This window comes from Streptomyces sp. NPDC053426 (assembly GCF_055585405.1).
This window is the reverse complement of the sequence record NZ_JBVJKE010000004.1, coordinates 41879-65319: the sequence shown is the minus strand read 5'-3', so window position 1 is coordinate 65319 and position 23441 is coordinate 41879. Positions and strand designations below refer to the sequence as shown.

Annotated in this window: 26 protein-coding genes; 3 read left to right on the top strand and 23 right to left on the bottom strand. The window is 73.0% G+C overall.

What is annotated here, in order from left to right:
* Nucleotides 1-52: 52 nt before the first annotated feature.
* The 21 genes from ACZ62B_RS09735 to ACZ62B_RS09635 all read right to left on the bottom strand — a co-directional run bounded on the left by ACZ62B_RS09735 (nucleotide 53) and on the right by ACZ62B_RS09635 (nucleotide 19967).
* The gene (locus ACZ62B_RS09735) at nucleotides 53-346 is read right to left on the bottom strand and encodes an antibiotic biosynthesis monooxygenase family protein (RefSeq protein WP_143203827.1); all 294 of its coding nucleotides are present in this window, start codon (nucleotides 344-346) and stop codon (nucleotides 53-55) included.
* A 44-nt stretch (nucleotides 347-390) separates the two neighbouring features.
* Entirely contained in the window at nucleotides 391-1242 is an 852-nt protein-coding gene (locus ACZ62B_RS09730; protein ID WP_469689684.1) for an NAD(P)H-binding protein, read from the bottom strand.
* Nucleotides 1243-1258: 16 nt separating this feature from the next.
* Complete coding sequence (locus ACZ62B_RS09725) at nucleotides 1259-2203, bottom strand: NADP-dependent oxidoreductase (RefSeq protein WP_344565975.1); 945 nt, start codon at nucleotides 2201-2203, stop codon at nucleotides 1259-1261.
* Nucleotides 2204-2243: 40 nt separating this feature from the next.
* On the bottom strand, nucleotides 2244-2756 hold the full coding sequence (locus ACZ62B_RS09720; RefSeq protein WP_344565973.1) for a cupin domain-containing protein: 513 nt from the start codon (nucleotides 2754-2756) through the stop codon (nucleotides 2244-2246).
* A 29-nt stretch (nucleotides 2757-2785) separates the two neighbouring features.
* Entirely contained in the window at nucleotides 2786-4438 is a 1653-nt protein-coding gene (gene mdlC / locus ACZ62B_RS09715) for a benzoylformate decarboxylase (protein WP_344565971.1), read from the bottom strand.
* Between the two features lie 118 nt (nucleotides 4439-4556).
* Entirely contained in the window at nucleotides 4557-5825 is a 1269-nt protein-coding gene (locus ACZ62B_RS09710; RefSeq protein ID WP_344565967.1) for an MFS transporter, read from the bottom strand.
* A gap of 43 nt (nucleotides 5826-5868) precedes the next feature.
* The gene (locus ACZ62B_RS09705) at nucleotides 5869-6348 is read right to left on the bottom strand and encodes a nuclear transport factor 2 family protein (protein ID WP_468882077.1); all 480 of its coding nucleotides are present in this window, start codon (nucleotides 6346-6348) and stop codon (nucleotides 5869-5871) included.
* A gap of 40 nt (nucleotides 6349-6388) precedes the next feature.
* Complete coding sequence (locus ACZ62B_RS09700; protein WP_468719826.1) at nucleotides 6389-7090, bottom strand: SDR family NAD(P)-dependent oxidoreductase; 702 nt, start codon at nucleotides 7088-7090, stop codon at nucleotides 6389-6391.
* A gap of 11 nt (nucleotides 7091-7101) precedes the next feature.
* A complete protein-coding gene (locus tag ACZ62B_RS09695) occupies nucleotides 7102-7410 on the bottom strand; it encodes a muconolactone Delta-isomerase (RefSeq protein WP_073932985.1) in 309 nt (102 codons plus the stop codon).
* A 43-nt stretch (nucleotides 7411-7453) separates the two neighbouring features.
* Nucleotides 7454-8488 (bottom strand): ankyrin repeat domain-containing protein, encoded by a 1035-nt coding sequence (locus ACZ62B_RS09690; protein WP_344565960.1) that lies wholly within the window; start codon nucleotides 8486-8488, stop codon nucleotides 7454-7456.
* The gene (locus ACZ62B_RS09685) at nucleotides 8488-8934 is read right to left on the bottom strand and encodes a nuclear transport factor 2 family protein (protein WP_344565958.1); all 447 of its coding nucleotides are present in this window, start codon (nucleotides 8932-8934) and stop codon (nucleotides 8488-8490) included. Before ACZ62B_RS09685 ends, ACZ62B_RS09690 begins: the two co-directional genes overlap by 1 nt.
* 92 nt (nucleotides 8935-9026) lie before the next feature.
* Nucleotides 9027-9494, bottom strand: coding sequence for a nuclear transport factor 2 family protein (locus ACZ62B_RS09680; RefSeq protein WP_344565956.1), 468 nt, complete (start codon nucleotides 9492-9494; stop codon nucleotides 9027-9029).
* Nucleotides 9491-10714, bottom strand: coding sequence for a low temperature requirement protein A (locus ACZ62B_RS09675; RefSeq protein WP_451831765.1), 1224 nt, complete (start codon nucleotides 10712-10714; stop codon nucleotides 9491-9493). The genes ACZ62B_RS09680 and ACZ62B_RS09675 overlap by 4 nt, the downstream gene beginning before the upstream one ends.
* 409 nt (nucleotides 10715-11123) lie before the next feature.
* The gene (glgA, locus tag ACZ62B_RS09670) at nucleotides 11124-12317 is read right to left on the bottom strand and encodes a glycogen synthase (protein WP_469689678.1); all 1194 of its coding nucleotides are present in this window, start codon (nucleotides 12315-12317) and stop codon (nucleotides 11124-11126) included.
* 203 nt (nucleotides 12318-12520) lie between these two features.
* Nucleotides 12521-13786, bottom strand: coding sequence for an ArgE/DapE family deacylase (locus ACZ62B_RS09665; protein WP_469689676.1), 1266 nt, complete (start codon nucleotides 13784-13786; stop codon nucleotides 12521-12523).
* 161 nt (nucleotides 13787-13947) lie between these two features.
* On the bottom strand, nucleotides 13948-15408 hold the full coding sequence (locus ACZ62B_RS09660; protein ID WP_468719819.1) for a HAMP domain-containing sensor histidine kinase: 1461 nt from the start codon (nucleotides 15406-15408) through the stop codon (nucleotides 13948-13950).
* Nucleotides 15409-16143 (bottom strand): response regulator transcription factor, encoded by a 735-nt coding sequence (locus ACZ62B_RS09655; RefSeq protein ID WP_344565946.1) that lies wholly within the window; start codon nucleotides 16141-16143, stop codon nucleotides 15409-15411. It abuts the gene before it with no gap.
* Nucleotides 16144-16216: 73 nt separating this feature from the next.
* Nucleotides 16217-16825: a CE1759 family FMN reductase gene (locus ACZ62B_RS09650; protein ID WP_469689674.1), complete on the bottom strand. Its 609-nt coding sequence runs from the start codon at nucleotides 16823-16825 to the stop codon at nucleotides 16217-16219.
* A complete protein-coding gene (locus ACZ62B_RS09645; protein WP_344565944.1) occupies nucleotides 16822-17916 on the bottom strand; it encodes an LLM class flavin-dependent oxidoreductase in 1095 nt (364 codons plus the stop codon). The genes ACZ62B_RS09650 and ACZ62B_RS09645 overlap by 4 nt, the downstream gene beginning before the upstream one ends.
* A gap of 122 nt (nucleotides 17917-18038) precedes the next feature.
* Nucleotides 18039-19217 carry a Cmx/CmrA family chloramphenicol efflux MFS transporter gene (locus ACZ62B_RS09640; protein WP_468886398.1) on the bottom strand — a complete coding sequence of 393 codons (1179 nt, stop codon included), beginning with the start codon at nucleotides 19215-19217 and terminating at the stop codon, nucleotides 18039-18041.
* A gap of 267 nt (nucleotides 19218-19484) precedes the next feature.
* Complete coding sequence (locus ACZ62B_RS09635; RefSeq protein ID WP_468882090.1) at nucleotides 19485-19967, bottom strand: MarR family winged helix-turn-helix transcriptional regulator; 483 nt, start codon at nucleotides 19965-19967, stop codon at nucleotides 19485-19487.
* 94 nt (nucleotides 19968-20061) lie between these two features.
* Here ACZ62B_RS09635 and ACZ62B_RS09630 point away from each other — a divergent pair, with 94 nt between their 5' ends.
* The 3 genes from ACZ62B_RS09630 (at nucleotide 20062) to ACZ62B_RS09620 (ending at nucleotide 21378) form a co-directional block, all read left to right on the top strand.
* On the top strand, nucleotides 20062-20397 hold the full coding sequence (locus ACZ62B_RS09630; protein WP_468719814.1) for a YnfA family protein: 336 nt from the start codon (nucleotides 20062-20064) through the stop codon (nucleotides 20395-20397).
* Between the two features lie 64 nt (nucleotides 20398-20461).
* Nucleotides 20462-21238: an SDR family NAD(P)-dependent oxidoreductase gene (locus ACZ62B_RS09625; protein WP_468882093.1), complete on the top strand. Its 777-nt coding sequence runs from the start codon at nucleotides 20462-20464 to the stop codon at nucleotides 21236-21238.
* Complete coding sequence (locus ACZ62B_RS09620) at nucleotides 21238-21378, top strand: hypothetical protein (protein WP_344565933.1); 141 nt, start codon at nucleotides 21238-21240, stop codon at nucleotides 21376-21378. Before ACZ62B_RS09625 ends, ACZ62B_RS09620 begins: the two co-directional genes overlap by 1 nt.
* Before the next feature lie 82 nt (nucleotides 21379-21460).
* Here ACZ62B_RS09620 and ACZ62B_RS09615 read toward each other — a convergent pair whose 3' ends face one another.
* Entirely contained in the window at nucleotides 21461-22198 is a 738-nt protein-coding gene (locus ACZ62B_RS09615) for a hypothetical protein (protein WP_469689670.1), read from the bottom strand.
* 230 nt (nucleotides 22199-22428) lie between these two features.
* A complete protein-coding gene (locus ACZ62B_RS09610) occupies nucleotides 22429-23355 on the bottom strand; it encodes a phosphotransferase (RefSeq protein ID WP_468719807.1) in 927 nt (308 codons plus the stop codon).
* Between the last annotated feature and the right edge of the window lie 86 nt (nucleotides 23356-23441).

Sequence of the window (23441 nt, the reverse complement as noted above, 5' to 3'; positions counted from 1 at the left end):
GGCCGCGAGGGCGCCGGCGGGTCCGGCGCCCTCGCGGTGTGGTCGGCGGGGTTCAGCTCAGTCGCGCGTACCGCCCGGAGACCACCGTCGACTTGTCGATGGCGGCCAGGAAGTCCTGTGTCTCCGGCGCGCCGAAGAAGCCCTGCATCGTCGCGTCGGCGTCCTCGGGGGTGGCCCAGTGCACGATCACCAGGAACTCACCCTCCTCGCTGCGGGTCACCTCCCGGCTGAGGAAACCCGGCCGCTTGGCCATGTAGCCGGTCTCGACCTTCTCGTCGAGCCGGGCGAACTCCTCGGCGTCCGTCCCGGGCGTCAGCTTGAACCGGACGGTCTCCACGGTGCTCATGTCGCTCTCTCCTTCGGTCTTCGGTCGTCGGTCGGTGTCGGGTGTCACGCGGACGGGCCGGGGCGCCGGAAGGCGCCGGCGTGGGCCGTCGCCCACTCGGTGAACGTGCGCGGCCGCCTGCCCAGCAGGTTGCGCACGGTCGGCCGCACCACCGAGTCGTCGAGGGTGCCGTCCGCGTAGTAGCGGAAGAAGGCGTCGATGTACTCCTGCGGGACCGAGCCCTCCATGGTGCGCCGCGCCTCGTCGTCGGACAGCCCGGTGAAACGCAGCGGACGGTCCAGGACCCGGGCGAGGACACGGACCCGGTCGGCGGGCCGCAGCGCCTCGGGCCCGCTGAGCGCGTGGGCCTGCCCGAAGTGGTCCGGGTCGAGCAGCACGCGGGCGGCGATGGCGGCGATGTCGTACGGGTCGACCATCGCCACGGACACGTCGGGGAAGGCTTCCCGCACCTCGTCACCGGCCGCCAACTGCCCGGTCCACTGGAGGGTGTTGGACATGAAGCCGCTGGGCCGCAGGATCGTCCAGGACACGCCCGAGGCGCGTACCGCCTCCTCGGAGCGGATCATGAAGCGGGAGATGGCGTTGTCCAGGTCGCCGTCGGGTGCGGCGATGCTGGACAGCAGCACCACGTGCTCCACTCCGGCCGCCCGCGCCTCGGCGAGCAGGCCCGGCATGTCCGCGTAGCCGGGCAGCAGGAACAGCCCGCGGGCCCCGTCGAGCGCGGACCGCAGGGAGGCGGGGCGGTCCAGGTCGCCGACCGCGGACTCGGCGCCGTCCGGCAGCGCGTCCGCGGCGGCGGGCTTGCGGAGCAGTGCCCGTACCGGCCGTCCGGCGCGGGCGAGTGCGGCGACCAGTTCGCCGCCGACGTGCCCGGTCGCCCCGGTCACGAGAATCATCGCGTCTCCTTTGCGTTCAGGCGGTGTCGAGGACGAGCCGGCCGCGGACATGGCCCTGTTCGCCGAGCGCGTGGGCCTCGGCCGCCTCGTCGAGCCGGAACACCCGCTCCACCGAGGGCCGCAGCCGCCCGGCCGTCAGCAGCGGGACGATCCGGTCGCCGAGCAGCGTGGCGTCCGGACGCACATACGTGAACCCGGCGCGCACACCGTGCTGTTCGGCGGCCTGGCGGTGCTCGGGGCCCTCGCCCTTGAGCGTGACGACGATCCCGCCCGGCCGGACGACGTCGAGCAGCCGGAAGAACTCCGCGCCGCCCACCGGGTCCACGGCCACGTCGACGTCCTTCACCTCGCGGACCATGTCGTGGCTGATGACGTCCGCGGCGCCCAGGCCCCGGACGAACTCCCGGTTGCGGGCCGAGGCGGTGCCGATGACCTCGGCGCCCGCGTCCGCCGCGAGCTGCACCGCGACGTGCCCCACGCCGCCCGCCGCGCCGGGCACCAGCACCCGCTGCCCGGCGCGCACACCACCGTGCTCGAAGAGGGTCTGCCAGGCGGTGAGCGCGACCATCGGCACCGCGGCCGCCGCCGTGTGGCCGAGCTCCGGTGGGGTGCGGGTGAGTTCGTCCTCGGGTGCGACGGCGTACTGGGCGTACGCGCCGGCCGGGCCGGGGAAGCGGGGCATGCCGAAGACGGCGTCGCCGACGGCGAACCGTCCGGCGCCGGGGCCGGTGGCGGCCACCGTGCCCGAGAGGTCCCAGCCGAGCACGGCGGGGAAACCGGGCACCCCGACGCCGTGCCCGGCACGGGTCGCCCAGTCGATGGCGTTGATCCCGGCCGCGTGGACCCGTACCAGGACCTCTCCGCGGCCCGGGACCGGCACGGGCAGATCACGCGTCCGCAGGGTGTCGGCCGGGCCGAAGCCCTCGATGACGGCGGCGCGCATGGTGGCCTGTTCTGTCATGCCGTCCGGCTTTCCTCTCGTACGTCGTCCGGGGTGCGGCTCAGGGAGCCAGCTGGAGGTCGTGGAGCGGTGCGAGGTCCACGATCATCTGCTTCTGTTCGGGCGTCAGCGGCAGGGGCGCCTCGCCGGCCCGCGCCTCCTGGCCTATCTCGGTGAAGAACTCCTCGAGGTAGGCCGGGGTGAACATGAAGAGCATGTGCGCGGTCTGCAGGCCGACGTTGCGGAAGCGGTGCCGGGTCCCGCGCGGCACGAACACGAAGTCGCCGGTGCCCGCGGTGAACGTCTTCTCGCCGTTCAGGAACTCGATGGTGCCGCTGAGGATGTAGAAGGCCTCGTCGGCCCGCGGGTGGATGTGCGGCGGCGGTCCGCCGCCCGGCGGCACGGTGGCCTCGGCCAGGGTCAGCGAGCCGCCGGTGTTCTCGCGGGTCGCCTTGAAGGTGTAGATGGCGTCACCGAACCAGAGGGCCGGGCCGGCGCCCGCCGGGTGGTGGACGACGGCGCCTTCCGGGTGGTCGCCGACCGGTGCCGTACCGGTCTCGGCCGTGGTCGTCATGAGGACTCCCGAGGGATGAGGGGGATGGGTCAGAGACGGAACAGGCCGGGGTCGTCGACGACGACGTCCAGCAGGACCGGACCGTCCGCGTGCAGGGCGTCCCGCAGCGCCGCCCGCAGGCCCTCGGGCGAGTCGATCCGCTCGCCGCGCACGCCGAAGCCGCGGGCGATCTGCGCCATGTCGACGCCGCTGAGGTCGTAGCCCGCCTCCCAGGACTTCTGGTCCTGCAGGTAGTACTTGAGGGACAGGTAGCCGGCGTTGTCGGGGATGACGTAGGTGACCGGCAGGTTGTGCCGCGCCGCGGTCCACAGGGAGTGCAGCGTGTACTGGGCCGAGCCCTCGCCGACGACGACCACGGCCCGGCGGTCGGGGCGGGCGAGCGCGTAGCCGACGGCGCCGGCGAACGGGAAGCCGAGGGCGCCGCTCGCGGTGGCGAAGTAGCCGTTGCCGGCGCCGAGCGGGATCTGCTCGTGGAAGTCCGCGCGGGCGATGGGCAGTTCCTCGAACAGTACGGCGTCGTCGGGGAGTTCCTTGGACAGCAGGTGGAAGAGGTACGCCTGGGTGAGCGGGGACGACGCCTCCGGCACCGCCACCGGCTCGCGCACCGGCGTCAGTTCGGCGCGGGGGCGCTGCCGCACCAGCGGTACGAGCCCCTTGACCACCGCGCCGGGCGGGGCGATGAAGGCGCGGTCGGCCAGGGTGGCCGCGGCTGCCTGCGGGTCGTCGGTGACGTGCAGGAACTCCACGTCCGCGGTGAGCGTCGGGCGGGGGCTGCGGTCCAGGTCGGCCGGTGCGGTGGAGAACAGGTCCCAGGCCGTGAACAGGGTGAACGCCGGCCCGCCGAGGACGACGACCACGTCGTGCTGGGCGGCCAGCCGCTCGTTGATCAGCTCGGGGATGGGCGGCAGCACACCGGCGAACAGCGGGTGGTCCTCGGGGAACGCGCCGCGGTTCCACACCGGGGCGCCCCACACGCGCGCGTTGAGCTTCTCGGCGAGGGCGATCAGGTCGGCGCGGGCGCCCTGCGCGTCCACCGGGCCGCCCGCGATCAGGCCGGGCCGCTCGGCGCCGTCGAGGGCCGCGGCGATCCGGTCGAGCGCCGCCGGGTCGGGGACGACGGCGCGTTCCACGCGCGCGACGCGCAGCGGCTCGGGGTCGGCGGGACGTACCCAGTCGTCCTCGGGCACGGAGACGAACACCGGCCCCTGCGGCGCCTGCCGGGCGATCTGGTACGCCTGGGCGATCATCGCCGGGACGTCCTGCGGCCGCGCGGGCTCGCCGGCCCACTTGATGTACGGCTTGGGGAGCTGGGTGGCGTCCTTGGCGACCAGGAAGGGCTCGCCGAGCAGCATCTTGCGGGCCTGCTGCCCGCCGAGGATCACCATCGGGGTCTTCGCGGACGCGGCGGTGTAGACGCTGCCCATCGCGTTGGCGAGGCCCGGCCCGCCGTTGATGATCACCAGCGCGGGCTCTCCGGTGGCCTGGGCGTAGCCGTCGGCCATACCGACGACGGCGGCCTCCTGCAGGCCCATCACGAACCGGAACTCGCCCTCCAGCCAGTTCTCGAAGAGCTTCATCTCACTGTGGCTCGGGTTGCTGAAGACGGTCGTCAGACCCAGCTTGCGCAACACGTCCAGCGTTGCGTCGCGTACGGTCCGGCCGCCGGCGTCGGTCACGGTCACGGTCTCTCTCCAGGGGGTTCGGCACGGTGGGAACGGAAGGGACGGCGCAGGGCCGGGCGGGGCCGGGGCCCACCCGGCCCCCGCGCCGGGGGACGCGGGGGCGAGGTGGGCGCCGGGGTCAACCGCGGGTGGTCAGGGGCGCGCCGGCCGCCGGATCGGCGACGGGCGCGGGGGCCGCCGGGTCGGCGACGGAGGCGGGGGCCGGGGCCTCGGGGAGCTTGAGGAAGCGGGTGCCCCATACGGCGGGCAGCGCGATCACCGCCGCGATCAGGGCGACCAGGGGCACGTCGGCGACACCGTAGGCGTCGAGCGCCCAGCCGCCGACGGCCGCGCCGGAGGCGACGCCGACGTTGGCCGCGGAGGCGCCCAGGGTCGCCGCCAGGTCACCGCCCTCACCGGCCAGCGAGATGACCCGGAGCTGGAGCGACGGGGTGACACCGAAGCCGACGATGCCCCAGCCGGCCAGGGCCAGGCCGACGAGGAGGGCGTTGCCGCCGAAGGTGTACAGGCCGAGCAGCGCCACGATCAGGACCAGGTTGCCGACGAAGAGCGTCATGGAGGCGTTGATGTCGGCGAACCGCCCTCCGGCGATCGTGCCGATCGCGCTGAACACACCGAAGACCAGCAGGAACGCGCTCACCGCGCCGCCGGAGATGCCGGTGACGTCCTCCAGGAAGGGCGCGAGGTAGGTGAAGGCGACGAACTGCGAGCCCATCAGCAGCACCCCGGCCGCCAGCATGGCCAGGACCCGCGGGTGGAAGGCGTGCCGGGCCTGGGCGGCGAGGCCGCCGGAGCCGCTGCCGTGCACGGACGGCACGAACGCCAGGATCGCGGCCAGCGCGAGGACACCCAGGACGACGACACCGGCGAAGGTGGCCTGCCAGCCGAGCCCCTGCCCGAGCAGCGTGCCGAGGGGGACACCGAGCACGGTCGACACGGAGATCCCGCCGAAGACCAGGCCGACGGCCTGCCCCCGGTGCTCCGGGGCGACCAGGCCGGTCGCCACCGCGGAGGCCGCGCCCAGGAACAGGCCGTGCAGCGCGCCGCACAGCGCGCGGGCGACGATCAGCAGCCCGAACGCCCCGGCGAAGACGGCCACCAGGTTGCCGAGGACGAACACGCCGAGGGCGGACCACAGCAGGACGCGCCGGGGCATGCGGATGGTCGCCGCGGTGATGAGCGGACCGCCGATGGAGATGCCGAGGGCGTAGGCGGTGACCAGCAGTCCGGCCGTGCTGAGGGACACGTCCAGGTCGTCGGCGATCAGACCGAGGACACCGACGATGACCAGTTCGGCGGTGCCGATGACGAACGCCCCCAGGCCCAGGGAGGCGAGTGCGAGCCTGCTGCGCCGCGCGCCGGGCTCGGTTGCGGTGGCGGTACTCATGGGTGAGCCCTTCCTTCGACTCGATGACGGGGTGGGGCGCCGGTCAGGCGTACTGCAGGTTGAGCTCGGCGATACGGCCGTCGCGCACGTCGAACTCGTAGTTGGCCTCGAAGCCGCCGGTCCCGCCGGGGGCGAAGCGGACGAGCAGGGTGGTGCCGCCCGGCTTGGGCGTGTTCTTCAGGACGGTGAGCCGCCCGCCGATCACCTCGTTGTCGGCCCAGTCCCGGATCTCGTCCCGGCCGTTGAACTCCCGGCCGACGTCGATGAGCCGGGCGTCCGGGTGGAAGGCGTCGACCAGGGCGTCCAGGTCCTCGGCGGCCACCGCGTCGACGTACGCCTGCGCGGCGGCGGGGACCTCCTCCGCACCGGCGGCGGCCTCCTGCGGCGACGGCGCGCCGTCGGCCGAGCGGCTGGTGGCCGGGGCCTCGGGGGTCTCCGAGGCGGCGGACCCGGTGTCCGAATCCGAACACGCCGTCAGCAGGGCGGCGGTCAGGGCGAGCGGGAGCAGTATGCGGTGCCTCACGGCACTCTCCTTGTCTGTAAGGGCTGGGGACGGCACCGGGTCACCACGGGATCCTCCGCCGGTTGCGGAAGAACCCGCCGGTGGGCCCGGAGTCGGGCAGCGTGGCCAGCCAGGTCACCGTGTCGGCGCCCTTCTCGACGCCGGTGGGCGCCCAGGACCCGCCCATGTCGGTGCGCACCCAGCCGGGGCAGACGGCGTTGACCTTCACCGCGGGCCCGGCGGCGGACGACACCACCAGCGTCAGCGCGTTGAGCGCGGCCTTGGAGACGCCGTACGCGGCGGGCGACGGCACGTTGTCGGTCATGGCCCCCAGCCCGGAGGAGACGTTCACCACGCGCCCCCAGCCACGCCGTGCCATCGCCGGCACGAAGACCTGGCAGGTGTGGAAGGCGCCCGTCAGGTTCACGTCGAGGGCCTCCCGCCAGGTGGCCTCGTCGAGCTCGAAGAACGAGTCCGTGGGATAGACGCCGGCGTTGTTGACCAGCACGTCGACCTCGACGCCCGCGTCGGTGAGCCGCCGCGCGCACGCGTCGACGCTCGCGCGGCTGGTGACGTCCAGCTCCTCGACGCGGATCCGGGCGCCGGCGCCCTTGATGCCCCGGGCCGCCTCCCGGCCGCGCGCGGTGTCGCGCGCGGCCAGGACGACGTCGAGGCCGGCCCGGAGGAGCTGGCGGCAGGTCTCCAGGCCGATGCCCCGGTTGCCGCCGGTGACGAGTGCGGTGCGGGTCGTGGTGCGGGTCATGGGGGGCCTGCTCAGACCTTGTAGCGCTGCTTGACGTCCTCGGCGAAGCCGAGGTAGTCGCGCAGCGGCCAGACCTCCTCGAACTCCAGGTACTCGCGCATCGGCAGCCGGCCCAGCGCGGTGCGGTCCAGCTCCTCGGCGTCGGGCGAGTCGATGATCGCGATGACCCGCTTCTGCGCGGCCACCTTCCAGATGCCCACGCAGAAGCCGGAGTCGACCGTCTCCTGGGCGTGCACGGCCTCGTCCTGTTCGAGCTCCCAGAGCTCGTCGAGGGTGATGCGGCCCTCGTGGTTCCACTTCATCTGGACGTAGAAGAGCATGGCGGACTCCCGTCGTACGGAGGGTCGGTGAACGGGGCGGACCTCAGCGCGCGGCGCGGTCGCGGATGAGTGCGGTCAGGGCGTGGTCGGCGCCGAAGACCTCGGCGGCCAGGTCGAGGGGGGTCTTGCCGTCGTGGCCGACCGCGTCGAGCCGGGCCCCCGCTTCGACGAGGGTGCGCGCGCAGTCCTCGTAGCCGTGCCACAGGGAGTCGTGCAGCGGGGTGTAGCCGTTGGTGGCGCCCTGGAAGTCCAGGTCGATGCCGTCCTGGCGGACCAGGTCGGCGGTGATGCCGGCGTGCCCGTTGTAGACGGCCTTGTGCAGCGGCACCGCGCCGAAGGTCGGCTCGACGGCGTTGACGTCGGCGCCCGCGGCGAGCAGCAGCCGCACGATCTCGGTGTGGCCGTCGCGGGAGGCGACCAGCAGCGGGGTGTGGCTGTCGTTGAAGCCGCCCAGGTTCGGGAAGCGCTCGTCGACCTCGGCACCGCCGTCGAGCAGCTTGCGGACCCGTTCCGTGTCGCCCTCGGTGACGGCGGCCATCAGCTCCTGGCGGCCCACGGCCTCCTCGTCGCCGCGGCGGCGGGCGTCGAGGTGCCGCTCGGCCTCCAGCAGCCGCTCCTTGCCGAAGGTGTTGACGTTCAGCTCGTACTCGAAGTGCTGCTCCAGCGAGAAGCCGTAGTGCGTGTACACCTTCAGGCTCGCGCCCCGGTCCAGCAGGTACCGGGCGATGTCCGGGAACTTGTACCAGAGCGCGTCCATCAGGGCGGTGTGCCCGGTGGTCGGGGCGACGGCGTCCACGAACGCGCCGGCCTCGACCAGGGCGCGCACCACGTCGAGGCTGCCGCCCTGGCAGGCCTTGTGCAGCGCGGTGGCGCCGGCCCGGCGGTCCGCGGCGAGCACGTCGGCCCCCGCCGCGATCAGGACCCGTACGGTCAGGACGTCGGCCTGGCCGGCGGCGATCATCAGCGCGGTGAGGCCGGAGGCGTCGTCGCGGGCGTTGGGGTCCGCGCCGGCGTCCAGCAGCCGTAAGGCCCCGGCGGTGTCCCGGCCGCGCACGGCGGTGATCAGTTCGGTGCTCATCAGGCGGCCGCCTTGTCCGTGGTGTCCCCGCGCAGCGCGCGGATGATCTGGGACGGGTCGGTGTACGACTTCCAGCGGACGATCTTTCCGCCGCGGACGGAGAGCAGCTGGACGAATTCGATCTCGAATTCGACGCCGGTCTCCCTGACCACCGAAACCTCGTGGATCACACCGGCGGCCTGCGTGCCGTCGACCACGAGGTTGGTCAGCTTCTCGAATTTCACCTCGACGGCCTCGGTGAAGATCTTCAGGGTGCCGAGCACGGCGTCCCGGCCCCGGTAGGAGCCGATCCACTTCATGTCGTCGTTGTAGCCGGGCACCGGCGCGTAGTTGATCCACTCGACGTCCTCGGCCAGCGTGTCGAGCGCGGTGTCGAAATCGCCGCCGGAAAGCGCGTCGAACCACCGCTGGGCGACTTTCCGGGTCTCTTCGGTGAGGTCACTCATCACGTCTCCTAGACGGGGCGTTCGGGAATCACCGGAAATGATTCGCGGACCGCTGTTCAAGCGGCAAGAAAAGGGGTGTCGACTTCCTGACCTCAGCCCCGCCCGGACTGCGCCTCGGCGGCCCGGGCGAGCAGGTGCTGGTTTCCGTCGGCCCAGGTGGCGGTCATCTCGACGCCGTTGATGCGCCAGCCCTCCCCGGTGCGCGCCAGGTCGAAGCGGTACCTGCCGCCGAGGATCCACAGCGGGCCGCCGTGCTCGTTCGGCATCCGGTGGGTGGCCTGGAACATGGCGGTGGCCACCGCCGTGTCGCCCTCGACGTCCACGAGGTAGTTGCTGAGCAGGTGCTGGGTGGTGGTGAAGCTGCCCAGCAGCCCCGACCAGGCGCCGATCAGCTCCTTGCGGCTGAGCACGGCGGGCTCGCCGCCGTTGAGGCTCGTGTAGTCGAGCCGGATCTCCTCGCTGAACACCTCCGCGAGCGCCTCCCAGGCGCCCGAGTCGATGTACCAGGCCATACGGGTGCAGGTGTCGATGACGTCCAGGCGGTCGGCCACGGAGCTCATGGGCGGGATACCTCCAGTTGTGCGGGTGTACGGACGGGGTCGGTGCGGTGGACGAGGTGGCCCATCCGGCGGGACCAGCGGTGCTCGCTGATCACGGCGCTGACGATGAGCAGTCCGAGCAGGGCCACTTCGACGACGGCGGCGAACAGATGGCCCACGGGAACGGCGGCGACGCCGAGCAGCGCGGCGGCGCAGTGGAAGCGCTGGGGTCCGATCTTGAGGATGCCGTGGAACCACGCGATGCCGGCGAGGTAGAGCGAGACCCCCAGGGCCAGCGCCGCTCCGGGGGCCAGGGCGAGCGGCTCGTAGGGGGCCGCGATGGTCTTCTTGACGGCCGCCGCGATGAGGATCAGCCCCAGCAGCATCGGCACATGGGCGTAGAAGAACGCGGACAGCGCCAGTCTCGACCGCTGGTGCGCGTCCTGGCACTCCAGGGCGTACTCGGCGCGCCGCGCCTTCTCCGACTCGTCGAAGTACACCCACCACAGGCAGGCGGGGATGACGAAGATCAGAACGGCGGTGGTGACCATGGACAGGCCGGCCTGCGCGCCGTCGCTGCCGATGCCGAGCGCCAGGAACGAGTCGCCCAGCGCGATGATCATCAGCAGTCCGTGCCGCTCGACGAAGTGGCTGGGCCGCAGCTCGAAGCCGGAGACCCCGGTCACCATCGGCGCCACGACCTCCAGCACCACGGCCCCGGCCCACAGCGCGTACACCACCGGCCCGTCCAGCAGCCCCGCCACGATGAGCAGCAGCGCGACCACGAGGTGGAACGGTGCGATGCTCAGCATGTTCCGGGCGGCCTTGGGGCCGCCGAACGCGAACAGCGCGGCGTGCACGGAGACGATCAGCAGGTAGCCGACCCCGAAGGCGACGCCGTCACCGTCGAAGGCGTTGGGGGTCGCCAGGCCGAGCACCAGGAACGAGGCCATGCCCAGCAGGAGCAGCAGCCGGTGGCGCTTGCGGTGCGGCGGCAGGTGGTTGGTCAGCCAGGCGTAGCCGCCGTACATCCACCACAGCAGCCAGAAGATCAACAGCACCTGCAGCAGACCCCGGGGGGTCATGTCCCGGCTCAGCAGCCGGGCGAGTTGGGTGAAGTTGAAGACGAAGGCGAGGTCGAAGAACAACTCGAGCGTGGTGACCCGGGTCCCGCCCTGCGGGTCCGCCGGGCCGCCCTTGGCGGCACCTTCGGTGCAAGAGGTTGAGGGCGCATCCGACATGCCGGCGAACGTAACGGCTGCCCGGGTACGCCGGTCAACGATCCCGCCTCGACTCCAAGAGGTCGACGACGGGCCCGCCGACGCCGGGCCCCGACGGGGCGGGGCCCGGCGGGGCGGGGCCCGGCGGGGCGGGGCCCGGCCGCCCCGTCATCCCGGGTCCCGACGGGGCGGGGCCCGGCCGCCCGGCCGACGCGGGGGCCGGGGGCCGAGGTCGGGGGCCGGGCCGGGAGCCGGTGGCCTGGGCCCGGAGCCGGGATGCTGCCGGCGCTCCCATCGTGCTGCCGGGACCGGCCCCGCCGGCACCGGGTCCCGGCGGGGCAGGGCCTGACCGCCCCGCCGCACGGGCCGGGGGCGAAGCACCAGAAAGGGCCGGAGCGCCGGAGGCAGAAGCCGGGGCCGCCCCGGCTCCTCAGGTGCCGAGTGCGTGCCGGTAGACGGTGTGCACCCGTTCGGCGACGCGGTCCCAGCCGAAGAACTTCTCGGCCCTGATCCGGCCCGCGACGCCCATCGCCGACGCCAGGTCCGGATCGGCGATCAGCCGGTTCACGGCGGCGGCCAGGTCCGAGGCGAACCGCTTGGGATCCAGCGGGGTCCCGGTGCCGTCCTGCTCCTGCTCGACCGGGACGAGCAGCCCGGTCTCGCCGTCCGCGACGACCTCGGGTATCCCCCCGGTGGCGGTGGCCACCACCGCCGTCCCGCAGGCCATCGCCTCCAGGTTGACGATGCCCATCGGCTCGTACAGCGAGGGGCAGACGAACACGTCGGCGTGGGTGAGCAGTTGACGCAGGGAGACCTGGTCGAGCATGCCGTCGATGCGGACGACCCCGCCCCGCGAGCGCCCCAGCGCCTCGACCAGCGCGGCCGTCTCGGCGGCGATCCCCGGCGTGTCCGGCCGGCCGCAGCACAGCACCAGTTGCGCCTCCGGGTCCATCTCGAAGGCAGCGCGCAGCAGTTGGGGCAGACCCTTCTGCCGCGTCACCCGCCCGACGAACAGCACGAGGGGACGCTCCGGGTCGATGCCGTGCCGCCGCAGGGCGGCGGTGCCGTGGTCGGGCCGGTGCACGGCGGTGTCGATGCCGTTGTGGACGACGTGCACCCTGTCCGGGTCGATGTCGGGGTGGACGCGCAGCACGTCCCCGCGCATCGCCTCCGAGACCGCGATCACCGCGTCGGCGTGCAGCAGCGCGGTGCGCTCCACCATCGAGGAGAGCGCGTAGCCGCCGCCCAACTGCTCGGCCTTCCACGGGCGCAGGGGCTCCAGGCTGTGCGTGGTGACGACGTGCGGGACGCCGTACAGGGTGCGGGCGAGATGACCGGCCCCGTTGGCGTACCAGGTGTGGCTGTGGACGAGTTCGGCGCCCGCGCAGCCCGCCGCCATCTCCACGTTCGCCCCGAGGGTGCGCAGCGCGGCGTTGGCGTCGTCGCCGAGCCGGGGCTCGCGGTACGCGGTCACCCCCTCCTCGTCCCGGGGGCCGCCGAGGCAGTGCACCCGCAGGTCCACCAACGACCTGAGCGAACGGGCGAGTTCGGCGACATGGACTCCGGCTCCGCCGTAGATCTCCGGCGGGTACTCCTTGGTGAGCAGATCGACGCGTGTCTTCATCTGACTTCCTGAGGTCGGCGGTCCTGGGCGACGCCGGCACGGCAGCCGCGGCGCGCACCGGAGGGCGGGCGTCGGCCGGCCGCGTGCCGGTCGCGGGGTGCCTGTACTGGCATGACCGGGCGCCCGTGGCCGCGCGACGGCGGGGGATCCACCGCACGGCCCCGGGCGCCCTCGGACGCACGGTAACCACATCCGCGCCCGCCTCACTTGGTCCCGACGGTCCGCAGCACCGTCAGCACCAGCGTCCGCGCGGCCTCCACCACCTCCCGCAGGGACACGTGTTCGCGCTCGCTGTGGGCCACCGCGATGTCCCCGGGGCCGTACTGCAGCGTCGGTATCCCGGCACCGGTGTAGTGCCGCAGGTCGCTGCCGTACGTGGCGCCGCGCCGCCTCGGCCGCGGGCCGCCCGTCGCGTCGGCGTACGCGGACCCGACCACGTCCGCGAGGACGTGCCCCTCGGGCAGCCGGCCGCTCGCGAACTGCCCGCCCGGCCAGCTCACCACGGCCGGACGGTCCCGCAGCCAGGGGTCGGCGGCGCACGCCTGCGCCACGCACCGCTCGAACTCGGCGCGCGCGTCGGCCGGTTCCTCACCGAGGCGTACGCCGAACCGCCCCTCGGCGACCAGCAGATCGGGCACGCTGCTCGCCCAGTCCCCGGCACGCACGGTGCCCACCGACAGGCCGTACGGGATCGGGTACTCGGCGAGCAGCGGGTCCGGGTCCCGGTTCCGCTCCGTCTCCAGCGCGGCCAGCGCCCGGTGCAGCGGCAGATACGCGTCGACGGCGCTGACCCCCCGCTCCCGCGAACTGCCGTGCGCCGCCCTGCCGGGCACGGCGAGACGGAACGTCAGCGCGCCCGCGTTCGCGGTGATCAGCGTGGAGGCGGTCGGCTCGGCGATCACGCACGCGTCGCCGCGGTGACCGCGCCGCAGGGTGGCGTAGGCGCCGAGTCCGCCGTCCTCCTCGCCGACGACGAAGTGCGCGGCGACCCGGCCGCGCAGCCGTATCCCGGCGGAACGTATCGCCGCGAGCGCGGCGAGGTGCGCCGCGAGCCCGGCCTTCATGTCGCAGGCCCCGCGCCCGTGCACGAGGTCCCCGGTCACCCGGGGCACGAACGGGTCGCCGTCCCACGCGGCGGGATCACCCGGCGGTACGACGTCGACGTGGCCGTTGAGAATCAGGGTGGGCCCGTCGCCCCCGTCCGGGGTGGTCCCGACCAGCCCCCACGCCTCCTCCCGCGGCGCCTCCGTCCCCGGGAAGTCCGGTTCGGCACGCAGCGCGGACAGATCCATCGACCACAGGTCGACATCCATCCCGAGCGACTCCAGCCGCCCGGCCAGCCGATGCTGAAGCTCCGACTCGGCCCCACTCCCCGTCACACTGGGCACAGCCACCAACTCCAACAACGACCGCCCCAACGCCCCCTCGTCAACCGCCGCCAACGCGGCAGCCTCCTCACCCGTCAGCACGCTCGCCCTCCCCTCACCGGGAGACGACACTCCGCCGCCCCCCCGCACACATACCTGCCCGGAATCGCGGGCAATCGTGCCGCAGGGCGGCACGGGTGGGCGCGACGGCACCCCGCAAGCGCCGGGCAGCGCGACCCACTCCCGCCGCACCGCAACACCGTTCACCCGTCCGACGGCTGCGCGGCCACACCCCCCACCGTGAACCCGGTCACCGTCCCCCCGCCCTCGCGGGAGAAGGCGTACGGCGCTCCCCCATGCGCAAGCGCGACCTCCCGCACGATGGAGAGCCCGAGCCCCGACCCCGGCAGGGACCGCGCATCAGCGGCACGGTAGAACCGGTCGAACACCCGCACCAGATCGTCATCGGCGATCCCCGGCCCCCGGTCCCGCACCTCCACCCGCACCACCCCCGCCCGAGCCGCCCCCGCCCGAGCCGCCCCCGCCCGAGCCGGCCCCGCGACCCGGATCTCCACGGGAGCACGACCCTCCCGGTCGAACTTCACCGCGTTCTCGACGAGATTGGACAGCGCCCGCGTCAGCATCCCCGGCCGCCCGTCGGTCGCGGTGTCACCACTCACCTCGACCACGATCTCCCGCCCGGTACGGCGCCGCGCAAGACCCGCCACCTCCTCCGCGACGTCCGCGAGGTCGACCCGCTGCGGCGGCTCGGTGTCGGACTGCCCGGCCGCGAGGTCGACGAGTTCGTTGACGAGGTCGGTCAGCTCGCGGGCCTCCTGCGTGAGATCGGCGACGAGTTCCTCACGGGTGCCGGGCGGCAGCTCGTCGATGCGGCGCAGCAGGGAGATGTTGGTGCGCAGCGAGGTGAGCGGCGTACGCAGCTCGTGCCCGGCGTCCTGGACCAGCCGCCGCTGGTCCTCCTCCGACTGGGCGAGCCGCCCCAGCATCCGGTCGAAGGCCCGGCCGAGCCGCCCCACCTCGTCGTAACCGGCCACCGGCACCTGGATGCCGAGCCGCCGCGTACGGGCGACGGCCTCGGCGGTGTTGGTGAGGACGACCAGGCGCCGGGTGATGCGCCGGGCCACCCACCAGCCGAGCAGCCCCGCCCCGACCACCACCGCCGCCATCAGGATCAGCGTGCGCCGCTGGAGCGCCCGCAGCAGGTCCTCGGTGTCGCTGAACTCCTGCGCGACCTGCACCGCGCCCCGCTCGCCGCCCAGCGCGACGGTCGCCACCCGGTAGACGTCGTCGCCGACGTCGACGTCCGCGTGCACGACCACCCGCCCCGCGGTCGCGGCTCCCGCGACCCGCCGGTCGGCGTCGACCACCGGCAGGCCGGGGTCGCCGGGGTCGAAGACACTGCCGTCAGGCCCGAGCACCTGCACATCGGTCCGCGCGGGCCGCACCAGATCATGACCGGGCGCGGCGGAGGAGAAGTCGAGCGGCGACATCCGGTTCTCCCGGACCTCGTCCCGCAGGTCCTGCACGACCTCGTCGAACACCGACTGCTGGTCCACCCGCACCAGCCGGGCCGCCGCGTTGTACGACAGGATCCCGACCAGCACGGTGACGGTGGCGGTCACCGCGGCGAACGCCACCGCGAACGTGGTCCCCAGCGACAGCAGCCGCAGCCGCCTCCGGGAGACCGGCCGCCCGTACGACACTCAGCCCTCCCGCAGCACGTAACCCACCCCGCGCACGGTGTGGATGAGCTGCGGCGCGCCGGGCTCGTCGAGTTTGCGGCGCAGGTAGCCGACGTAGACGGCGAGGTTCTTGGAGCCGGGGCCGAAGTCGTAGCCCCAGATGCGGTCGTAGATGGTGGAGTGGTTCAGGACGATGCCCGCGTGGCGGATCAGCAGCTCCAGCAGCTCGAACTCGGTGCGGGTCAGCTCCAGCTCCCGCCCGCCCCGCCAGGCCCGGCGCGCCTGCGGGTCCATGCGCAGCCCGGCCGCCTCCAGGAACCGGCCGGGGGGCTCCGGCCTCGTCTCCGCGACGGGCTCGGGCACCGGGGCCGGAGCCGGGGCAGGTGCCGGGGCCACCCGGCGCAGCAGCGCGCGCAGCCGGGCGAAGACCTCCTCGACGTCGAACGGCTTGACGACGTAGTCGTCGGCGCCCGCGTCCAGTCCCGCGATCCGGTCGGCGGTCTCCACCAGCGCGGTCAGCATCAGCACCGGCGTGCGGTCGCCCTCGGCGCGCAGCACCCGGCACACCTGGAGCCCGTCGATGCCGGGCATCATCACGTCCAGGACCAGCACGTCGGGCCGGCTGCGGTGGGCCTGCGCGAGGGCCTCGACGCCGTCGGCGACGGCCGTGACCCGGTAGCCCTCCAGGGTGAGGGCACGCTCCAGGGCGTTGCGGATGGCGCGGTCGTCTTCGGCGAGCAGAAGGGTGTGCGGCACGCCCCCAGTCTGCCAACCGCCGCCGTCCCGCGGCCCCGGTGGACGGCACCGGGGCCCGCTTCTTACTCCGCTCTCACCCGGCGGGCCGCAGCGCCGCGAGCCGCTCCTCGAACGGGGTGACCTCCTCGAAGGAGTCCCGCCGGGGCAGCGGGCGGGCGGTGGCCGCCCCGGTCGTCAGCGCCGCCAGCTCCCCGGCCGCCCGCTCGACACGCCCGTCCAGGCCCTCGGCGCCCCAGTCCTCGGAGGCGGCGTAGACGCCGGTGGGGACGACGACGGCCTTGAGGTAGGAGAAGAGCGGACGCAGCGCGTGGTCCAGCACCAGCGAGTGCCGGGCCGTACCGCCGGTCGCCGCGATCAGCACCGGCTTCCCGGCGAGGGCCTCGGGGTCGCCGACGCTCAGCGCGTCGAAGAACGACTTGAACAGCCCGCTGTACGACGCCGAGAACACCGGCGTGACCACGATCAGCCCGTCGGCCCCGGCCACCGCGTCGAACGCGGCGGCCAGCGCCCGGCCCGGGAAGCCGTTGGTGAAGTTGTGCGCGATCTCCACGGCGAGGTCGCGCAGCTCGATCACCTGGACGTCGGCCGGGGCCTGCGCGGCGGTCGCGGCGGCCAGCCGGTCGCCGAGCAGCCGGGTGGACGACGGGACGCTCAGCCCCGCCGAGACGACGACGAGCTTCATGCCCGCGCTCCTTCCTTCGCCTTGGCGGTGGCCAGCAGCGAACTGTGGGTGGGCGCGTCCGGCACGTCGGCCGGGCGGTTCTTGGCGAACTCCTCGCGCAGCACCGGCACGACCTCCTCGCCCAGCAGGTCGAGCTGTTCCAGCACGGTCTTCAGCGGCAGCCCCGCGTGGTCCATCAGGAAGAGCTGGCGCTGGTAGTCACCGGCGTACTCGCGGAAGGCGAGCGTCTTCTCGATGACCTGCTGCGGAGAGCCCACGGTCAGCGGGGTCTGCTCGGTGAACTCCTCCAGCGAGGGCCCGTGCCCGTAGACCGGCGCGACGTCGAAGTACGGCCGGAACTCGCGCACCGCGTCCTGGCTGTTCTTCCGCATGAACACCTGACCGCCGAGCCCGACGATCGCCTGCTCGGGCGTGCCGTGCCCGTAGTGGGCGTACCGGGCCCGGTACAGCTCGACCATCCGCCTGGTGTGGTCGGCCGGCCAGAAGATGTTGTTGTGGAAGAAGCCGTCACCGTAGTACGCGGCCTGCTCGGCGATCTCCGGCGAGCGGATCGAGCCGTGCCAGACGAACGGCGCCACACCGTCCAGCGGGCGGGGCGTGGAGGTGAAGCCCTGCAGCGGGGTGCGGAACTTCCCCTCCCAGTCGACGACGTCCTCGCGCCACAGCCGGTGCAGCAGGGCGTAGTTCTCGACGGCGAGGTTGATGCCCTGACGGATGTCCTTGCCGAACCAGGGATAGACCGGGCCGGTGTTCCCGCGCCCCATCATCAGGTCCACCCGGCCGTCGGCCAGGTGCTGGAGCATCGCGAAGTCCTCGGCGATCTTCACCGGGTCGTTGGTGGTGATCAGGGTGGTGGAGGTGGACAGGATCAGCTTCTCGGTGCGGGCCGCGATGTAGCCGAGCATGGTGGTCGGCGAGGACGGCACGAACGGCGGGTTGTGGTGCTCCCCGGTCGCGAACACGTCCAGGCCCACCTCCTCGGCCTTCAGCGCGATGGCGACCATGGCCTTGATCCGCTCCCGCTCGGTCGGCGTACGCCCCGTGGTCGGGTCGGGCGTGACATCCCCGACGCTGAAGATCCCGAACTGCATGGCCGCTCACCCTCCAGGTTGTTGACGGTTCAACTATACCTCTGGAACGACTCCCCACCCCCTCCTATTCCACCCCCGGCCGCACGCCCACGGCACCGGCACCGGCACCGGCCGCGCACGGGTCACCGAAGCACCTCGGTGCCACGACCGGCCGCGATCACACTGCGGAAGGGGAACGCCACGAGCAGCGCGATCACGACGAGCAGTCCACTCACCCAGAACGGCCCGAGGTCTCCGAGGGCGGTGTCGAGGGAGGCCGCGGCGATGAGCGGTCCGACCGCGGCGCCGATGTTGAAAGCCGCGGTCGCGTACGAGCCGGCCATGGTGGGGGCTCCCGTCGCCTCGTAGAGGACCCGCGTGATCAGGGTGCTGCCCAGCACGAACGACAGCGCGCCCTGCAGGAACACCAGGACGAACAGGGCGGCCGGCCGGTCGGCCAGCACGGCCAGGGCCGGCCAGCCGAGGAGAAGCAGCGGGCCGCCGAGAGCGACGACCGGGCCGGGGCGGTGGTCGGACACTCGTCCAGCGACGGTGATACCGACGAAAGCACCGAGACCGAAGAGCACCAGAACGACCGAGACCCACAGACCGCTCAGGCCGGCGACGTCGGTCACCACGGGGGCGAGGAAGGTGAAACTCGCGAAGGTCGCCGCGTTCACCAGGGCACCGAGCAGCATCACGAGGGCCAGGCGCGGGCTCTTGAGCCGTACGAGCTCCGCTCGCAGCGCCGGCCTGTGCGACTCGCCTCCCCGCACGGGACCGGCCGGGACGCCTTTGAGGATGCCGATGGCCGCGGGCAGGCAGAGGACGGCGACGGCCCAGAACGTGGCTCGCCAGCCGAGCACGGTGCCGAGCACCGATCCCGCCGGGACCCCGGCGATCGTGGCCACCGTCGTCCCGGACAGCAGCACCGCGAGCGCGCGTCCCTTCCTGTCCGCTGCCACCAGCTCGGCGGCGGTGGTCAGGGCCACGGCGAGGAATCCCGCGTTCGCGAGCGCCGCGACCACCCGGGTGGCGAACAGGACCGGGAAGTCCGCGGTGGCGGCGCCCAGGACGTGAGCCGCCGCGAAGACGAGGACGAACCCGAGGAGACCGGATCGTGCGGGCCAGTCGCGGGCAAGCCCGGCCATGAGCGGAGCCCCGACGACCATGCCGATCGCGAAGGCCGACGTGAGCGTGCCCGCCGTCCCGACCGTCACGTCGAGGTCGGAGGCGATACCGGGCAAGAGACCGGCGAGCATGAATTCGGAGGTGCCCATGGCGAAGACGGCCATGGCAAGCAGGTACAGCGCGAGAGGCATCGAGTGGCTCCGAGGCGATGAGAAGCAGGAGTGAAGGCGTTCTCGTCACCGCGGTCAGCACCCACGGGCACAGGCGTCCGGCCGCAGAACACGGCGGGACGGCAGAACTACGGACTCAGTGGTCCAGGGGGCTGACGGCGTGACCGAAAGCCCCCGCCCTGGATGCTTCGGGGCTCGACATGCCCCGCACGCTACCCGACCGATACCCGACGGCGCACACCGGTTCGCGCGCGCCGGCACCGCCGCCGGCGCCACGACCGGCCACGACTAGGCGCCCGGAACCTCCCCCGACCGCAGCCGGGCCGCCTGCTCCGCGCTGAACTCCGTCACACGCCTCATATGGCCGGTGAACAGGGCGAGCTGCGCGTCGTCGAGGTCCTCGAAGAGCGCGAACCAGCCACCGCCCAGCCGCTCCCACACCCGCCCGAACTCGGCCCCCCGCTCCGGCACCACCGCCACCAGCACCAGCCGCCGGTCCCCCGCGTCCCGCTCCCGCACCACGTACCCCGCCCGCTCCAGCCGGTCCACCAGCCGCGTCGCCGACCCGGTCGTCAGCCCCGTCAGCTCCGCGACCCGGCCCGTGGACACCGGACCGCCCTCCAACGTCAGCAGGTTCAAGCACTGCAGATCGGTGGGATGCAGGCCCAGATGATCGGCGAGCGCCTGGTTGAACAGGGCGTGGGCCGCCATGTACCGCCGGGACACCACGGCCAGCTCCGCCAGCAGCCCGGCCCGCGTGTCTCCCGTCATGCGCGGCTCCTCTCCGCTCCTGCGGATGTATCCCACCCCCGGCCCGCGCCAGGCGCCGTCCAACAGGTGATCCCCCGCGTGCGAGGCTGCCCGCATGCCGATCCTCCGCTCCGCCGCCCTGTTCGTCCTCGCCGCCGTACTGGAGATCGGCGGCGCCTGGCTGGTCTGGCAGGGCGTACGGGAACACCGCGGCTGGATGTGGGCGGCCGGCGGCGTCCTCGCCCTCGGCGCCTACGGCTTCGTCGCCACCTTCCAGCCCGACGCCCACTTCGGCCGCGTCCTCGCCGCGTACGGCGGGATCTTCGTCGCCGGTTCGATCCTGTGGGGCGTGATCGCCGACGGCTACCGCCCCGACCGCTGGGACATCACCGGCGCACTGGTCTGCCTCGCCGGCATGGCCGTGATCATGTGGGCCCCGCGCAACGGCTGACACCTCACCCACCGCCCCCGCTTATGCTGACCTGGACCGGCCCCGACCGCCCGAGGAGCAGCCCATGGCCACCGCCGTACCGCCCGCCGCGTCCCGTATCGCCGTCGTCACGGGTGCGAGCAGCGGGATCGGCGCCGCCACGGCCCGCCGACTCGCCGAGGCCGGCTACCGCGTCGTCCTCACCGCCCGCCGCAAGGACCGCATAGAGGCGCTCTCCGAGGAGATCACCGCGGCCGGACACCAGGCCACGGCCTACCCCCTCGACGTCACCGACCGCGCCGCCGTCGACGAGTTCGCCACCGCCTTCAAGACCGTCGGCGTCCTCGTCAACAACGCCGGCGGCGCACTCGGCGCCGACCCCGTCGCCACCGGCGACCCGGACCAGTGGCGCACCATGTACGAGACGAACGTCCTCGGCACCCTCAACCTCACCCAGGCCCTGCTCCCCAAGCTGGACGCCAGCGGCGACGGCACGGTCGTCGTCGTCTCCTCCACCGCCGGCCACGCCACCTACGAGGGCGGCGCGGGCTACGTCGCCGCCAAGCACGGCGCCCACGTCCTCGCCGAGACCCTCCGCCTGGAGATCGTCGGCCGCCCGGTGCGCGTCATCGAGATCGCGCCCGGCATGGTCAGGACCGACGAGTTCGCCCTCACCCGCTTCGGCGGCGACACGGAGAAGGCCGCCAAGGTCTACCAGGGCGTCGCCGACCCCCTCACCGCGGACGACGTCGCCGACACCATCGCCTGGGCGGTCACCCGCCCGCCCCACGTCAACATCGACCTGCTGGTCGTCCGCCCCCGCGCCCAGGCCTCCAACACCAAGGTCCACCGGGAGCCCTGATGCCCGAAGACAGCGAAAAGCGCCGCCTGGCCCTGGAGAAGAAGCGCGAACGCTACGTCTGGTACTACCTCGGCTACTTCCTCTTCGGCATCCACATCGTCGCCTTCGTCATGATCTACGCGGTGACCCACGCGAAGTGACCCGAACCGGAAACGGACCACGGGGTACCCCACCATCCGCACCGCAGACCCGGTGACGGCCGCAAGGAGCCTCCCCGTCTCCCTATCGCGGCCGCATGAGGTCCAGATCCTCGCCCCACGCGTCCAGCACCTCGCCATGTCCGGCTTCTCGGGCCGCCCTCTCCACAAGGGTGAACAGATGCCGCTGCAGGGCCACATCGCCAGTCGCCGAAATACGGTCCACAGCGCGGAGCAACACGTCGGCGTCCCAGCCCGGAAGCGGATACCGGGCAAGCTCCCACTCCAGGTACTTGTTGTAGGGGCGGGGGCGACGATCGAGAGCGAAAAGCAGCTCGAGCAGGAACCGAACGCTGTCGGCGGCGTCCAGACGAGCGGCGAGAGCCTGACCGTCCCGATGATTCTTGACCGACCGGTAGAGAGAGTTGACATAGGCGTCGAGCCGGCCACCGGCATCCTGGAACGCCTCATCGGCACCCAGGCGAGCCTTGTCGGCGAGGATCCGGGCGATGCCTCCGTCGAGCCGGTCGAGCACGATCAGGGCTCGGGCGAGGGCGTAGCGTTCAAATCCGGGCATCCCGGCGGCGCGGAACTCGGTGAGAGAGACGATGACGAGATCCAGCTCGGCGGTGCGGTGGCCCGCGAGCCGAGTGAGACCGGTCGTGACGTCATCGGCGAGGATCACGTACAGGTCGTGGTCGGAGTGCTGGGTGGTCATGCCGTCGTGGGCTCGGGAACCTTTGAGGACGAGACCGACGACGGCTGGATCGGCGGTGGCGAGTTCGACGAGCGCGTCGTAGGTGAGAGGCTGCTGAGCAGTCATGGCGTGGATCTCCACTGAGGCGATGACAGACATGCTGACCGAGAGCGACCCCTTCTCCGAGAGGCGCCCCGCACCGTCTGCGGCTGCTCGGGGCCGCCGCCCGGGAGATCAACGCACATCCGGACTCTACCTCCGGCCGACCCGGACATGCCGGCCCTCCTGACCACAGCCGCTCGTCGAGGACGGTGACCAGCACAGCCACCTGACAGCGACCGTGCGGATCCGGTTGATCAGGCGTCCGCGCGGCGCAGCCGCTCAGGTGCTTCTTCCGCCAGCCGAGCGACGGCGGAACCGTCCGGCCGGCCGACCGATGCCTTCTTGGCGTTGAAGGCCAGCACCCACAGCCCCGCGGCCCAGGCCACCTCGGACTCCTCACGCGTCCAGCGCCGTCCGCGGACCCGGGCGTATCCGTTCAGAAACCGCTCGGTCTCGGCGACGGTCGCAGGCCGGTCCTCGGGCCCGCCCGCGGGGAAGACCGCGGCCGCCAGCCCGGCGAGTGCCGCCTCGGGCCGGGCTACCACGCTGTCCCAGTCGTGCACCACGTGCAGCCTGTCACCGTTCCAGCGGATGTTCTGGGACTCGAAGTCACCGTGCCCGACCACCTCGGGCAGAGCCGCACGCCGCAGCCGGGCACGCACCCGACGGGCCGCCTCGTCCAGCCAGCCGGGACCGGAGCGGTCGTTGAGGTCCACGCCCATGTCGTCCGGCCACGGCCAGGGCCGCGGATCGGCATGGTCCCAGCCGTTCCACGGCGGCGCGGGAGCCAACGACGGCACGTCCGCGACCGACGGCGCCGCCGCCATCAGACGGGCCAGCGCCGCAGCGAACAGCTCGGGCGCATCCGGACGCGACGGCAACACGGTGCCACCGGGGACCAACGCCTCGGCCGTGACGACCTGGCCCCTCAACGGCCCCCGGCCGTCCACAGGCTCCGGCCCCGCCAGCACCTCCGGACACGGGAAGCCGGCTCGACGCATACGGCGTTGCACCTCCAGACAACCGACCAGCCGCTCCTCGAACGGCCTTGCCTTGACGACGACTTCGCGGCCGTCCGCCAGCCGCAGACCCACGACCGTGGACAGGTGCGCGCGTTCGAAGAGCGTCTCGACGGGCGGCGACCCCAGCCACTCGCCACACCACGTGGCCAGTCCCCCCACCACAAGAACCCCCGTTCTCGACATCACCGCGCCCGGACAAGGGCGATTGACCATCAACTTCATTAGCCCACAGGGGTGAATGACAT